Below are 13,411 nucleotides of genomic sequence, written 5' to 3' on the forward strand. Positions count from 1 at the left end.
CAGCGGACCCCGCCCGCCGCCAGGCGCAACGGCGAGCAGCCCCCACGGCGGGCCAGCCAAAAACGTGGGCCAGAGGCAAAGCGCAGCGGACCCGCCCCGCGCAGCGGACCCGCCCGCCACCAGGCGCAGGCGCGAAAGCCGAAAACGGGCCGAGGCAAAGCGCAGCGAAACCGTGGGGGCCGAAAGCCTTGTCGGCAGACTGTCGGTGCGCTGTCGGTGGCGGCTGGCACCTTGGGGGCATGACGCGACAGACGATAACCACCAAGGGCGGCAACGCCGTGGAGGTGCGCGGTCTGGTCAAGCACTTCGGCACGGTCAAGGCCGTCGACGGGGTGGACCTGGACGTGAAGGAAGGCACCGTGCTCGGCGTGCTGGGCCCCAATGGCGCCGGCAAGACGACCCTCGTACGGTGCCTGTCCACCCTCCTGGTGCCGGACGCCGGCAGCGCCGTCGTGGCCGGCTTCGATGTGGTGCGCCAGCCCCGCGCGCTGCGCCGCACCATCGGCCTGACCGGGCAGTACGCCTCGGTCGACGAAAAGCTCTCCGGCTGGGAGAACCTCTACATGATCGGGCGGCTGCTCGATCTGTCCCGCAAGGCCGCCCGCCGCCGCGCGGACGAGATGCTGGAACGGTTCTCGCTGACCGAGGCCGCCAAGCGGCCCGCGGCCAAGTACTCCGGCGGTATGCGCCGCCGGCTCGACCTCGCCGCCTCGATGATCGGCCAACCGGCGGTCCTCTACCTGGACGAGCCGACCACCGGCCTCGACCCCCGCACCCGTAACGAGGTGTGGCAGGAGGTCCAGCGGATGGTGCGCGAGGGTGCCACGGTGCTGCTGACCACCCAATACATGGAAGAGGCCGAGCAGTTGGCCAACGAGCTGACGGTCATCGACCGCGGCCGGGTGATCGCCGAGGGGCAGGTGGACGAGCTCAAGGCCAAGGTCGGCGGGCGGACGCTGCAGATCCGGCCGTCGGACCCCGGCGAGCTGGACCGGACGGCGGGGGCCATCGCCCGGGCCGGTCTGGACGGCATCGCGGGTGCCACCGCCGACCACGACGGGGGTGTGGTCAACGTACCGATCATCAGCGATGAGCAGCTGACCGCGGTGGTCAACGTGCTCGGCCGGGAGGGCATCGCGCTCGCCGGGATCAGCACCCATCTGCCCAGCCTGGACGAGGTGTTCCTGGCCATCACCGGTCAGAAGACCTCCGGGCCCGGGTCCGGGTCCCAGGACGCCGAGGACGAGCAGTACGCGGGGGTGTCGGTATGAGTACGGCGACGATGACGGCGCCACGGGTGAAGGCCGGCGCCGATGAGGGCCGGATCGGCCTCCGGGCCAATCTGCGGCACATCGGGGCGCTGGTGCGTCGCAACGTCCTGCAGATCAAGCAGGACCCGGAGTCGATGTTCGATGTCCTGCTGATGCCGATCATCTTCATCCTGCTGTTCACCTATGTCTTCGGCGGCGCGATCGCCGGCAAGGGCAACCAGCACGAATACATCCAGCGCCTGGTACCCGGCATGATGGCGATGATGGGCATGAACATCGCCATGGCGGTGGGCACCGGCGTCAACGAGGACTTCCGCAAGGGCGTGATGGACCGCTTCCGGACGATGCCCATCGCCCGGTCCTCGGTCCTCATCGCCAAGATCGTCGTCGAGATCGGCCGGATGCTGATCGCCACCGCGATCCTGCTCGGCATGGGCTTCCTGCTCGGCATGGAAATCCGCGGCAGCTTCGGGCAGTTCCTCGGCGCGATCGCGCTGTGCACCGCCTTCGGCGCGGCGCTGATGTGGATCTTCATCCTGCTGGGGCTCGCCGTGAAGACCCCTCAGGCGGTCCAGGGCATGGCCATGCTGGTGATGATGCCGCTGCAGTTCGGCTCGTCGATCTTCGCGCCGACGACGTCGATGCCCGGCTGGCTGGAGGGCTTCACCAAGGTCAACCCGATCTCCAACCTGGCGGATGCGGCCCGTGCGCTGATCAACGCCAAGGGGGCGGTGGCCCATCCGACGCTGATGACCCTCGGCTGGGCGGTCGCCATCACGGCCGTCACCATGCCGCTCGCGGTGGCGAAGTTCCGCAAGAAGACCTGACGCGCGTCCCGCAGGGGGTTTCCCTGTGGGACGGCCCTTCGCCCGGCTCGCGTCAGATGAGGGCGGTGGCTTCTCCGAGGGAGAGGCCACCGCCTTCGGCGTACGCCTGCGCATAGGCCGTATCGCCCGACAGCGCCCGCGCGGCCGCCTCGGTACGGGCCCGGTCGTCGCGGATGATCCGCGGCGGGACGTGGCTGGTCGCCCGCAGTGCGTCGTACGCCCCCACCAGGCGGGCCGCGTCCCGCCCCGCGGACGCACCGCGCAGCGCCATCAGCACCCGTGCACCGGTGAGGAGTTGCACCACGGGCAGGTCCGGCGCGACCATCTGCGTCAGGGAGTCCTGCATGGCGTCCATGGCCGTCCGGAACCTCGCCAGCAGCCCCTCGTCGCGGTGGCCCTCGTCCAGGTCCACCGAGATCAGCAACGACTCCAGCATCCCGGAGAACAGGTCCGGGGCGCGCGGGGTGAAGAGCTCACGCACCACATGCAGTTGCGTCCGCGCCTCCCGGAGAGCCCCCTTCGTCGTCAGCCACATCGCGAGGGTCAGCCGGGCGAACGGCTCGGTGTCCCGGCCGCTGTTGCCCTTCACCGCCTCGGCCAGCACCTCGCGCAGCATCCGCTCGCCGGTCTCCGTCTGGCCGTCCTCGATCAGTACGGCACCCAGCCGGCAGCGCAGCAGCAGGGTCTGGCCGTGCGCCCCCAGGTTCTCGGCGTGCACCATCGCCGCCCGGTAGTCGCGGGCCGCCTGCGCGTACGCACCCCGCTTCTCATGGGTTTCGGCGCGTCCCGCCAGCGCCTCGGCCACGCCCCATGCGTCGCCGATCCTCAGGAAGGTGCGCAGCGCCTCGTCGGCATCGCGGGCCGCCTGCGCCAGCCCGCCGGGGCGGTCGTTGAGGATCTTCGAGCGAAACTGCAGGATGTAGGCCAGCTCCCATTCGTAGGTGAAGTCGCGGCAGGCCTGCACCGCGCCTTCGACCAGCTCGGCCAGCTCGTCGAACCGTCCGGTGATCAGCACCGCGTAGTACCACAGTGCGCCGGGCACCTTGCAGGTCTGCGGCATACCGGTGCGGTAGACGGTGAGCATCCCGGCCAGCTCTTCCTGCATCGCCGGATCGTGCAGCGCCTCGATATCGCTGTCCCTGCTGGAGAGCGCGACCAGCCGGACCTCGCGGCGGGCCTCCTGCAGTTGCTCGGGAGCCATCGGCGGGGGGCTGTCGATGGGTCTCTCGTACAGGTCGGGGGCCGGTTCGGCGGGCGGGGCGAAGGGGTTGGGGCCGAGCGCGGCGGCCGCCGTGGCCCAGTGGCGGGCGTCGCTGCGGTGGTCGCGCAGCGACCAGAACCACTGCAGGGACAGCACCAGGCACAACGCCTCGTGCTCGTCACGTGCGGCGAGGGCACGGCGCAGCGCGGTGCGCAGGTTGTCGTGCTCCAGCTCCAGCCGCTCCATGCCCGCGCGCTGGCCGGGGCCGCGCAGCAACGGGTCGGTGGTACGGGCCAGTTCGCGGTAGGCGACGAGGTGGCGGCGCTCGGCACCGGCCCGTTCCCCGGCCTCGTCCAGCCGCTCGCCCGCGTACTCCCCCACCGTCTCCAGCAGCCGGTAGCGCATCTGCCCCCCACCGGAGCGGTTGCCGCCGAGCGCCTGGCCGGCCGGGGCCGCGACCACCAGCGATTTGTCGATCAGCGAGCCGAGCAGCCCGGCCACCTCGCGCCGGTCGACGCCGTCGCCCGCGCACACCTCTTCGGCAGCGGCCAGATCGCAGCCGCCGGCGAAGACGGACAGCCGGCGCAGCACGGCCCGTTCGGGCTCGTCGGTCAGGTCCCAGGACCAGTCCACGACGGCGCGCAGCGTCTGCTGGCGGGGCAGCACGGTCCGGCTGCCGCTGGTCAGCAGCCGGAAACGGTCGTCGAGCCGGTCGGCGAGCTGGCGGGGCGTCAGCAACCGCAGCCGGGCCGCGGCGAGTTCGATGGCGAGCGGCAGTCCGTCCAGCCGGCGGCAGATCTCGGTGCAGGCCGCCGTGGTTTCCTCGTCGGCCTCGATACGGAAGCCGGGCAGGGCGGCGGCCCCGCGGTCGGCCAGCAGCCGCAGCGCGACGGGGGCGGGCAGCGGCTCGACCGGCCGCAGCACCTCGCCCGGTACGGCCAGCGGCTCCCGGCTGGTGGCCAGCACCGTCACACCGGGGCAGTCGGCCAACAGCCGCTCGGCGAGCTCGGCCGCGGCGCCGATCACATGCTCGCAGTTGTCGAGGACGAGCAGCATCCGGCGTCCCGCGCAGTGCTCGGCGAGCCGGCCGAGCGGGTCCAGGGCGGTCGGGTCGGCGGCAGCCCGCAGGCCTTCCGCGGTGGTGCCGCGGACGACGGTCTCGCGGGCACCGAGCGCGGTCAGTACCGCCTCGGGCACGGTCTGCGGATCGTCCACCGGTGCCAGCTCGGCGAGCCATACGCCGTGCGGCCAGGCGTCCGGCAGGGCGGCCGCGGCGGTCTCGGCGCCCTCCTGCGACAGCCGGGTCTTGCCGGCGCCGCCGGGGCCCAGCAGCGTCACCAGGCGGTGCTCGGCCAGATCGGCGCGGATCGCCGCCAGATCGGCGTCCCGCCCGACGAAGGAGGTGAGCCGGGCACGGAGGTTACCGGGGCGGGGGCGGGGCGGGGTGAGGTACGGGGCGGGGACGGCTCCAGGAGCGGGGACGGCTCCAGGGGCGGGGAGGACTGCGGGGGCTACGGCGCCCGGCGGGTGCGCGGTGCCGGGGGTGTGGGTGGCATCGGGGGCGTGAGGGGCACCAGGGGTCTGGGTGACACCGGAGGCCTGGGTGACACCAGGGGCGTGGGGCTGCACAGGCGGCACATCCGTCTCCGCCGGCGGGCGGAGCAGTTCCGCGTGCAGGGCGCGCAGCTCCGGGCCCGGATCCGCGCCGAGGCGGTCGGCGAGGCCGGTGCGTATCTCCTCGTAGGCCGCCAGTGCCTCCGCCGTGCGGCCCGCGGCGCGCAGCGCGCGCAGCCGCAGGGCCTGGAGGGGCTCGTCCAGCGGGTGGTCCTGGCACAGCGCGAGGACGGTCGGCAGCGCCCGGTCGGCCCGGCCGAGGGCGAGGTCGGCGGCGAGGCGGGTGCGCTGGGCGTCCAGCCGGCGGCGTTCGGCGCGGGAGGCCTCGACACCCGCGTCCGGCAGATCGGCGAGGGCCGGGCCGCGCCAGAGCGCCAGGGCGTCGTCGAGCAGGGCGGCGGCGCCGGCCGGGTCCGCGGCGGTCAGCGCCCGACCGCCCTCCGCCGTGAGCCGCTCGAAACGGTGCAGATCGACGGCGTCGGGCTCGGCGCACAGCCGGTAGCCGCCGTCGGCCGAGGCGACCGCGGCATGCCCCAGGGCACGGCGCAGCCGGCCGACCAGCGCCTGCAGTGCCCCGGCCGCGTCGGCGGGCGGGTCCAGGCCCCAGATGTCGGAGATCAGCACGTCCGGGGACAGGGCCCGGCCGGGGCGCAGCGCGAGGGCGGCGAGCAGCGCGCGCAGGCGTGGTCCGCCGATCGCGACGGGGGTGCCGTCGGCCCGGTCGGCCTGGGTGGTGCCGAGAATTCCGTAGCGCACCGGCCCATTGTCGTCGAAGGCCGGAGCGCTCCGGGCACCGAGCGTCGTTTTCGGTGTCACGGGTCCTGGGCAGGGGTCCGTGAACGGGTCCGCCGGCACACCACCGTGCGCCGGCCGCCGTGACACGGTTACGGTCATGGCTGCCCCTCACCAGACATCCGGGAGCCCCGCACCATGACCACAGCAATCCGACGCGCCGACCGCCGCATCAGCCCGGTCTTCCTCGCGCTCGTCGCCGTCATGGCGGTATCCGGCTGGGCGGTGTGGAGCCAAACGCTCGCGGCGAACACCGGGTTCGCGGTGTTCTTGTTCGTGGTGTCCGGCTGGGTGGTGTCGCTGTGCATGCACGAGTACGCCCACGCCCGGACCGCGCTGCACAGCGGCGATATCTCGGTGGAGGCCAAGGGCTATCTGACGCTGAACCCGCTGAAGTACACCCATGCGCTGCTCAGCATCGTGCTGCCGGTGGTCTTCGTGATCATGGGCGGGATCGGACTGCCGGGCGGCGCGGTGTTCATCGAGCGCGGCCGGATCCAGGGGCGCTGGCGGCACAGTCTGATCTCGGCGGCCGGGCCGCTGACCAACATCGTGTTCGCGGCGGTGTGCACGGCGCCGTTCTGGCTGCACGGGCTGGCCGGTGTGCCCGCCCCGTTCCGTTTCGCGCTGGCGTTCCTGGCGCTGCTGCAGGTGACCGCCGCGATCCTGAATTTCGTGCCGGTTCCGGGCCTGGACGGCTACGGGGTGATCGAGCCGTGGCTGTCACACAAGCTGCGGCGGCAGGTGGAACCGTTCGCGCCGTTCGGACTGCTGGCGGTCTTCGGGCTGCTGTGGGTCCCGGAGATCAACCAGGCCTTCTTCGGGCTGGTGAACACGATCCTGCACGGCCTCGGCGTCTCCTCGCTCGACACCTACCTCGGCCAGGAGTTCTTCCGCTTCTGGCAGGGCGAGCCGCAGCTGCCGCAGAGCGGCGGCCTCTTCTGAGCGCCGGGCCCGGCCGGGCGGCTTGAGGGGCCGGGCTCCGCAGGCCGGCTTGAGGGGCCGGGCTCAGCCGGCCTGCTGCGCCCGCTGGAGCTTCGCCCTGCGTACGTAGAACCACGCCATGTTGCTGGAGATGCCCGCCAGCAGGATCCAGACGATGCCGAAGAAGCTGCCCTGGGCGAACGCGACCACGGCCGCGGCGACGGCGAGGACGCACACGGCGAGGGCCATGAGGGCGAGCCGGCGGGCCGGGCCGGGCGGGGGCAAGAGGGGCATGGGGGCGGCTCCTGTCGACAGTGGTGCGGTCCTCCCCAGTGTCCCCCATGCCCCGTGTGCACCGGTCGGCGGTCCGGCGGCGGCCGCTGACCGGTGCCGCTGCCGGCTGCCGCTGCGGGCGGACGGCTCAGACGTCGGTGAGGCGCAGCCCCGCGTGTGCCCTGTAGCGCCGGTTGACCGAGATCAGATTGGCGACCAGCGACTCGACCTGGTGGGCGTTGCGCAGCCGACCGGCGAAGACGCCCCGCATACCGGGGATACGGGCGGCCAGCGCCTGCACCAGGTCGGTGTCGGCGCGGGATTCGCCCAGGACCATCACATCGGTGTCGATCCGCTCGGTCTCCGGGTCCTGCAGCAGCACCGCGGACAGGTGGTGGAAGGCGGCCGTGACCCGGGACTCGGGCAGCAGGGCCGCGGCCTGCTCGGCGGCGCTGCCCTCCTCCGGCTTGAGCGCAAAGGCGCCCTTCTTGTCGAAGCCGAGCGGGTTGACGCAGTCGATGACGAGCTTGCCGGCCAGCTCCTCGCGGAGCGCCTCCAGGGTCTTTGCGTGGCCCTCCCACGGCACGGCGACGATCACCACATCGCTGCGCCGGGCGCATACGGCGTTCTCCGCGCCCTCGATGCCCAGGCCGAGTTCGTCGGCGGCGGTCTGTGCGCGCTCGGCGGCCCGGGAGCCGATGATCACCTTCTGGCCGGCCCGGGCGAGCCGGTAGGCCAGGCCGCGGCCCTGGTCGCCGGTGCCGCCGAGGACGCCGACCACCAGGCCGGAGACGTCGGGGAGGTCCCAGGGGTCACGCTTGAGGGCGGCCTTCGCGCGGGTCGCGGCGTTCGGGGACCGGGCATCGTCAGGAGTAGTCATGACAGCGATCCTGTCACGCGCTGACCGCGAACCGGTCAGGCCGTCGGCACGGAACCGGTCAGACCGTCAGGGCAAGCCGGTGGAGACCGTCACCGCGAGCGGGTCAGGCCGTCACGGCGAACCCGTCGCGACGTCACCGCGGACCGTCACGCCTTCACGCTGCCCTCGGTCAGGCCCGTGCGCCAGTACCGCTGGAGCACCGTCATCAGGACCATCAGCGGCACCACGGACAGCAAGGCTCCGCCCACCGTGTACTGGTAGAGCACCGGTTGGCGGTCGGCGTAGCCGGTCCAGGAGGTCAGGCCCAGCTGGACCGGGTAGAGGTCGGAGTCCGAGAGCATCACCAGCGGCAGGAAGTAGTTGTTCCAGATGTGCACGAACTGGAACAGGAAGACGGTCACCAGCGCCGGGGTCATCAGCCGCAGCCCGAGCCCGCCGAAGATCCTGGCCTCGCCCGCGCCGTCGATCCGGGCCGCTTCCAGGAGCGAGTCGGGGACCGCGGCGGTCGCGTAGATCCGGCACAGATACACGCCGAACGGGCTGACCGTGCTGGGGATCAGCACCGCCCAGTAGGTGTTGGACAGCCCCATCGCGCTGAAGAGGAAGTAGAGCGGCAGGGCCAGCGCGGTGCCGGGGATCAGCACCCCGGCGAGCACCACGTTGAAGATCGCCTCCCGGCCGCGGAACGGGAATTTGGCCAGCGCATAGCCGGCCGCGGCGGACAGCAGGGTGGCGCAGACCGCGCCGGCCCCGGCGTAGAAGAGGGAGTTGGCGAACCAGCGGGCGTAGCTGCCGTGGTCGTAGGTGAGGACGTCGGCAAGGTGGTCGAGGAGGTGCGGATGGTCGGAGAACCAGAAGCCGAAGGTGCCGAAGAGGTCGGCGCTGTTCTTGGTGGCGGAGACCACCAGCCAGTAGACGGGCACCAGGAAGTAGAGCGCGGCGACGGTCAGCAGCGAGGCGGTGATGATCCGGTGGCGGACCGGTGGCCGGGTCATCCGCGCTCCCCGGCGCGCCCGCCGGCCAGCCGCAGAAAGCCGAAGGACACTGCGCACGCCACCAGCGCGAGCAATACCGCCTCGGCCGCCGCCACCTGCTGGTTGTTGCCGACGAACGCCTCGCTGTAGGCGTGCAGGTTGGGGGTGAAGCCGGAGTCGATGGAGGAGGCCAGCGGGCGCAGCACCATGGGTTCGGCGAACAGCTGGAGGGTGCCGATGATGCTGAAGACACCGGTGAGCACGAGCGCAGGCCGGATCAGCGGGATCTTGAGGTGCCGGGCGACCTGCCAGGCGCTCGCCCCGTCGATCCGTGCCGCCTCGTACAGCTCCCCCGGTACGGCCTTGAGCTGGGCGATCAGCACCAGCATGTTGTAGCCGGTGAACTGCCAGGTGACGATATTGGCGAGGGACCACAGGACGGTGCCGCGGGAGAGGAAGTCGACCCTCCAGCCCACGGATTCGGCGATCTTCACCAGCGGGCTGATGCCCGGCACGTAGAGGAATCCCCACAGGATCGAGGCGATCACTCCCGGCACGCCGTACGGCAGGAAGAAGGCGCTGCGGAAGAAGGCGACCCCGCGGGCGCTCGCGCTCTCCAGCAGCAGCGCAAGGGCGGTGGCCAGCACGATCATCAGCGGGATCTGGACGGCGCCGAAGAGCAGCACCCGGCCGAAGCCGGCCAGGAACCGGTCGTCGGAGAGGGCATGGGCGTAGTTGGCGAGGCCGGCGAAGGACTCGTGCTCCCGGCCGCCGAGGCCGAGCGGGCCGGTGCGTTGGGTTTTCTGCAGGCTCTCGTAGAGGGCGTAGCCGATCGGGGCGAGGAAGCAGAGACCGAAGAGGGCGAGGAACGGCAGGACGAAAACGGCGGCGGCGCGGGCGTTGCGGGCCTCGGTGCGGGTGGCGCGGCGCGGGCGGCGCCCGGTGTCCTTGCGGGCCGCGCCGCGGGTGACCGGGTCCGGCCGGCCCAGCGTGACCCGGCTCACCCGCCGCTCTCCACCTTCAGGCCCTTGCCCTTGAGGTCGGCGACGGTCTGGGCCTGCACTTTCGTCAGGACCGAGCGGAAGGAGCTGCCGTCCGCGAGCGCATCGGTGAAGGCGTCGCCGAGCCGCTGGTAGAGGGTGTCCACCCCGGGCCCCCACCGCCAGCTGGTGTCCACATGCGCCCCGGCAGCCGCGAAGACCTTGCTGTACGCCTGACCGCCGAAGAAGTCCTTGTCGACATCGAGATCGGCGGTGGCATAGCCCTTCTTGGCGCTGGGGAAGCCATAGCCGCCGTCGATGAGCAGCGCGATCGACTCGGGGTCGGTGTTGAGCCAGACGGCGAAGTCCAGGGCGTCCTTGGGGTAGCGGGCCTTGGCGAAGACGGCGGTGGTCGAGCCGCCCCAGTTGGCGAAGGCCTGTTCGCCGGCCTTCCACTGCGGCAGCGGTGCGGCCCGCCACGCCCCCTTGGTGCCCGGCGCGTTGCCGGCCAGCAGGGCATCGCCCCAACTGGCGCCCACCCAGGCCGGGATGGCGCCGGTCTGCAGATCCTTGTACCAGGCGTTCTGCCGGTCCGGGATGGTCTTGACGAGCTTCTGCCCGACGAGGGAATCCCAGTAGTCGGCGACCTTGCGGGTGGGTGCGTCGTCGATCTGCACGATCCAGGTGTCGCCGTGCGTCCGGTACCACTTGGCGCCCGCCTGCCAGGCGAGGCCGGCGAAGCGGTTGCCGTTGGTGGGGGCGAAGGTCTCGATCCAGGCGCCCTTCTTCCGGACGGCCTTGGCGGCGGCCTCGTACTCGTCCCAGGTCCGCGGGGTCTGCACGCCCCACTTGTCGAAGAGGTCCTGGCGGAGGAACAGCCCCATCGGTCCGGATGCCTGGGGGATGGCGTAGATGCCCTTGCCGAAGACGGACTGCTGCCACTGCCAGCCGGAGAACTTGTTCCTGTGGCGGGCGGCGCCGAGCGGGGCGAGGTCGAGCAGGCCGTCGTCGAGCAGAAAGCCGGGGACGACGGGGAATTCGAGCTGCCCCAGGTCGGGCGGGTTCCCGGCCTTGATGGCGGCGTGCATCTTCGCGTATTGCTGGCCGTTGACGGCCGACACCTTCTCCACCTTGACCTGCACCTCGGGATTCTTGCGGTTCCAGAGGTCGACGGGCTTGTCGATGCCCGGCACCCAGGACCAGAAGGCCAGCTGGATCTGCTGCCCCTTCTTGCGCTCCCGGGGCGCGTTGCCGTCGCCGTCCCCGCCGTCGCCGCAGCCGGCGAGTGCCCAGCCGGCGGCGACGGCGGCCGCCCCGCCCAGGACCGTTCTGCGGTGCACGGTGCGGTTGCTCATAGCGGCTCCTCCACGGGGATGCGGCGAAAGGGGATCGTCCGGTACGCGCTGAAGTCGCCCGCCCCGTGGAGCGGTCGGGCGCTCCCACGGGCGAGGCGCGGGAGGCCGGAGCCGGCCGCCGGGAGCTCTCGTACGCCATGGGTCACCCCCAACGGGCAAGGACGTAGGATGTCCCTCGTCCTGCGGTGACCATAGGGAGTGCCCAACTTGCCGTCAAGACACCGCACATGGGGCATTCCCGTGTCGGCAAAGACCCCGTCGACGCGGGGTGACATCCCGGCGAACGAGGACGGCAACACCCGCAGCGGCACCTTCACCGCACCTCCGCCGTACCCCTACCGCACCTCTGCCGCGCCCCTACCGCACCTCTGCCGCGCCCTTGTCCCGCTTCACCGGTTGCCGGACGCAGCACGGCCAGGCCGGCCCCTTCCCCCCTGCCCGGCCGGCCGGGCCCCTCACTGCTCCGTCAGCCGGCGCCGGATGCCGTCGAAGTGCCGGTGTATCGCCTCCACTGCCCGGTCGCCGTCACCCGCCTCCAACGCGTCGACGATCTCCTTGTGCTGGCGATGCGTCACGTCCGGGTCGGGACCGTCGTCGAAGAGGTCCTCCCGCACCCGTCGCAGCGCCGCCCAGAACGCGTCCAGCACCTCGCTCAGCAGGTGGTTGCCCATCGAGCGGTACAGGGCGAGATGGAAGGCCCGGTCGGTGGCGCTCTGCACCTGTCCGCCCCGCGCCTCCTCCGCCATCCGCTGCACCAGTCCCTTGAGGACGGCGAGATCCTCGGCGGGCAGGTTCCGGGCGACGGTGCCGATCAGGCCCGCCTCCAGCGCCTCGCGGACCTCCATCAGCTCGTACAGGCTGGCCTCGCCCTGGTGGTGACGGACCGCGGCACGGAAGGCGACGCCCTCGACGAACGGCTCCAGGGTGAGCGGGCCGACGTAGGTGCCGAAGCCGTGCCGGATCTCCACGATGCGCATCGCCTGCAGCGCCTTGAGCGCCTCGCGCACCGAGTTGCGGCTGACGTCGAGCAGACCGACCAGGTCGGCCTCGGTGGGCAGCGGATCACCCGGCGTCAGCCCGCGCTGCAGGATCAACTGTTTGATCTGCGCCTGCACATCCTCGGCCATCGTCCCTCGCGCCATGGAAACTCCCTCTCCCGCTCCCGCGTCTGCCATACCGCCGGCCCGTCCGCCGCCCGCCCCCACCGGGCCGCGGATCCTTGACCGACCGCCTGTGAACAGGTCTATTGTGCTCGACATAGGACATCCCATGTCCTGTGTCGGACTCGGAGACCCCGGAGCCCCCATGGCACTGCCCGCCCCCCTGCACGGCGTCATCCCGCCGGTCTGCACCCCGCTCGGCCCGCGCGGCGAGATCGACACCGCCTCGCTGACCCGCCTGGTGCACCACCTCCTCGACGGCGGCGTCCACGGGCTGTTCGCCCTCGGCTCCACCAGCGAGGTCGCCTACCTCACCGACGCCCAGCGCGGCACCGCGCTGGAGACCGTCCTCAAGGCCGCGGACGGCAGGGTCCCGGTGCTCGCCGGGGTGATCGACACCACCACCCCGCGGGTCCTCGACCACGCCCGGACCGCCGCCGCCCTCGGCGCCGACGCCCTGGTCGCCACCGCCCCCTTCTACACCCGCACCCACCCACGGGAGATCGCCGCGCACTTCCGCCACCTCCGCACGGCCGTGGACCTCCCGCTGTTCGCCTACGACATCCCCGTCGCCGTGCACAGCAAGCTGACCCCGTCGCTGGTGCGGGAGCTGGCCGAGGACGGCACGCTCGCCGGGCTCAAGGACAGCAGCGGCGACGAGGGGTCGCTGCGCCGCCTGCTCGTCGCACTCGGCGGCCGCACCGCCCGGAACACCGGCCCCGCCCCCGGCTTCTCGGTCCTCACCGGCTCCGAACTGACCGTGGATGCGGCCCTGTTGGCAGGGGCGGACGGCGTCGTCCCCGGCATCGGCAATGTCGACCCGGCGGCCTATGTCCGCCTCTACGACGCCGCCCGGGCCGGCGACTGGGAGCGGGCGGCCGCCGAACAGGAGCGGCTGACCACCCTGTTCGCCATGGTCGATGCCGGCCCCGAGCCCGAGATGGGCCGCAGCTCCTCCGCGCTGGGTGCGTTCAAGGCGGCCCTCCACCTCCTCGGCGTGATCGACGGGGGCGCCACCGCCTTTCCGCAGCGCCCGCTCGGCGAAGCGGCCGTGGCGGAGGTAGGACGTCGGCTCACCGCCGCCGGCCTGCAGCCCGTCCGATAAGACCGCAGCACGCAGCGACGGGCCGGGGCAGCCCTCCCGCCTCGCCCCTACCTCC

11 protein-coding genes are annotated in these 13,411 nt (G+C 72.2%); 4 read left to right on the forward strand and 7 right to left on the reverse strand.

Annotation, left to right across the window (positions count from 1 at the left end; all coding sequences use genetic code 11):
- Window positions 1-239: 239 nt before the first annotated feature.
- Window positions 240-1,271, forward strand: coding sequence for an ATP-binding cassette domain-containing protein (locus ACF088_RS30000; RefSeq protein ID WP_392379004.1), 1,032 nt, complete (start codon window positions 240-242; stop codon window positions 1,269-1,271).
- Window positions 1,268-2,098, forward strand: a complete 831-nt coding sequence (locus ACF088_RS30005; RefSeq protein ID WP_392379005.1) for an ABC transporter permease — start codon at window positions 1,268-1,270, stop codon at window positions 2,096-2,098. The genes ACF088_RS30000 and ACF088_RS30005 overlap by 4 nt, the downstream gene beginning before the upstream one ends.
- Before the next feature lie 52 nt (window positions 2,099-2,150).
- Here ACF088_RS30005 and ACF088_RS30010 read toward each other — a convergent pair whose 3' ends face one another.
- Window positions 2,151-5,669 (reverse strand): BTAD domain-containing putative transcriptional regulator, encoded by a 3,519-nt coding sequence (locus ACF088_RS30010; protein WP_392379185.1) that lies wholly within the window; start codon window positions 5,667-5,669, stop codon window positions 2,151-2,153.
- Window positions 5,670-5,843: 174 nt separating this feature from the next.
- On the opposite strand from ACF088_RS30010, the gene ACF088_RS30015 reads away from it, so the two are divergent.
- The gene (locus ACF088_RS30015) at window positions 5,844-6,650 is read left to right on the forward strand and encodes a site-2 protease family protein (protein WP_392379006.1); all 807 of its coding nucleotides are present in this window, start codon (window positions 5,844-5,846) and stop codon (window positions 6,648-6,650) included.
- Window positions 6,651-6,713: 63 nt separating this feature from the next.
- Here the strand turns inward: ACF088_RS30015 and ACF088_RS30020 are convergent, their stop codons facing one another.
- The 6 genes from ACF088_RS30020 to ACF088_RS30045 all read right to left on the reverse strand — a co-directional run bounded on the left by ACF088_RS30020 (window position 6,714) and on the right by ACF088_RS30045 (window position 12,233).
- Window positions 6,714-6,923, reverse strand: a complete 210-nt coding sequence (locus ACF088_RS30020) for a hypothetical protein (protein WP_392379007.1) — start codon at window positions 6,921-6,923, stop codon at window positions 6,714-6,716.
- A gap of 127 nt (window positions 6,924-7,050) precedes the next feature.
- Window positions 7,051-7,782: an NADPH-dependent F420 reductase gene (gene npdG / locus ACF088_RS30025; protein ID WP_392379008.1), complete on the reverse strand. Its 732-nt coding sequence runs from the start codon at window positions 7,780-7,782 to the stop codon at window positions 7,051-7,053.
- A gap of 146 nt (window positions 7,783-7,928) precedes the next feature.
- Window positions 7,929-8,777, reverse strand: a complete 849-nt coding sequence (locus ACF088_RS30030; protein ID WP_392379009.1) for a carbohydrate ABC transporter permease — start codon at window positions 8,775-8,777, stop codon at window positions 7,929-7,931.
- A complete protein-coding gene (locus ACF088_RS30035) occupies window positions 8,774-9,760 on the reverse strand; it encodes a carbohydrate ABC transporter permease (RefSeq protein WP_392379010.1) in 987 nt (328 codons plus the stop codon). Before ACF088_RS30035 ends, ACF088_RS30030 begins: the two co-directional genes overlap by 4 nt.
- On the reverse strand, window positions 9,757-11,091 hold the full coding sequence (locus ACF088_RS30040) for an ABC transporter substrate-binding protein (protein ID WP_392379011.1): 1,335 nt from the start codon (window positions 11,089-11,091) through the stop codon (window positions 9,757-9,759). The genes ACF088_RS30035 and ACF088_RS30040 overlap by 4 nt, the downstream gene beginning before the upstream one ends.
- 455 nt (window positions 11,092-11,546) lie before the next feature.
- Complete coding sequence (locus tag ACF088_RS30045) at window positions 11,547-12,233, reverse strand: FadR/GntR family transcriptional regulator (RefSeq protein WP_392379012.1); 687 nt, start codon at window positions 12,231-12,233, stop codon at window positions 11,547-11,549.
- 163 nt (window positions 12,234-12,396) lie between these two features.
- Here ACF088_RS30045 and ACF088_RS30050 point away from each other — a divergent pair, with 163 nt between their 5' ends.
- Window positions 12,397-13,356, forward strand: coding sequence for a dihydrodipicolinate synthase family protein (locus tag ACF088_RS30050; protein ID WP_392379013.1), 960 nt, complete (start codon window positions 12,397-12,399; stop codon window positions 13,354-13,356).
- Window positions 13,357-13,411 lie beyond the last annotated feature (55 nt).

Origin of the sequence: Streptomyces sp. NPDC015125 (genome assembly GCF_043080045.1) — a bacterium.
In the GTDB taxonomy this organism is placed as follows: domain Bacteria; phylum Actinomycetota; class Actinomycetes; order Streptomycetales; family Streptomycetaceae; genus Streptomyces.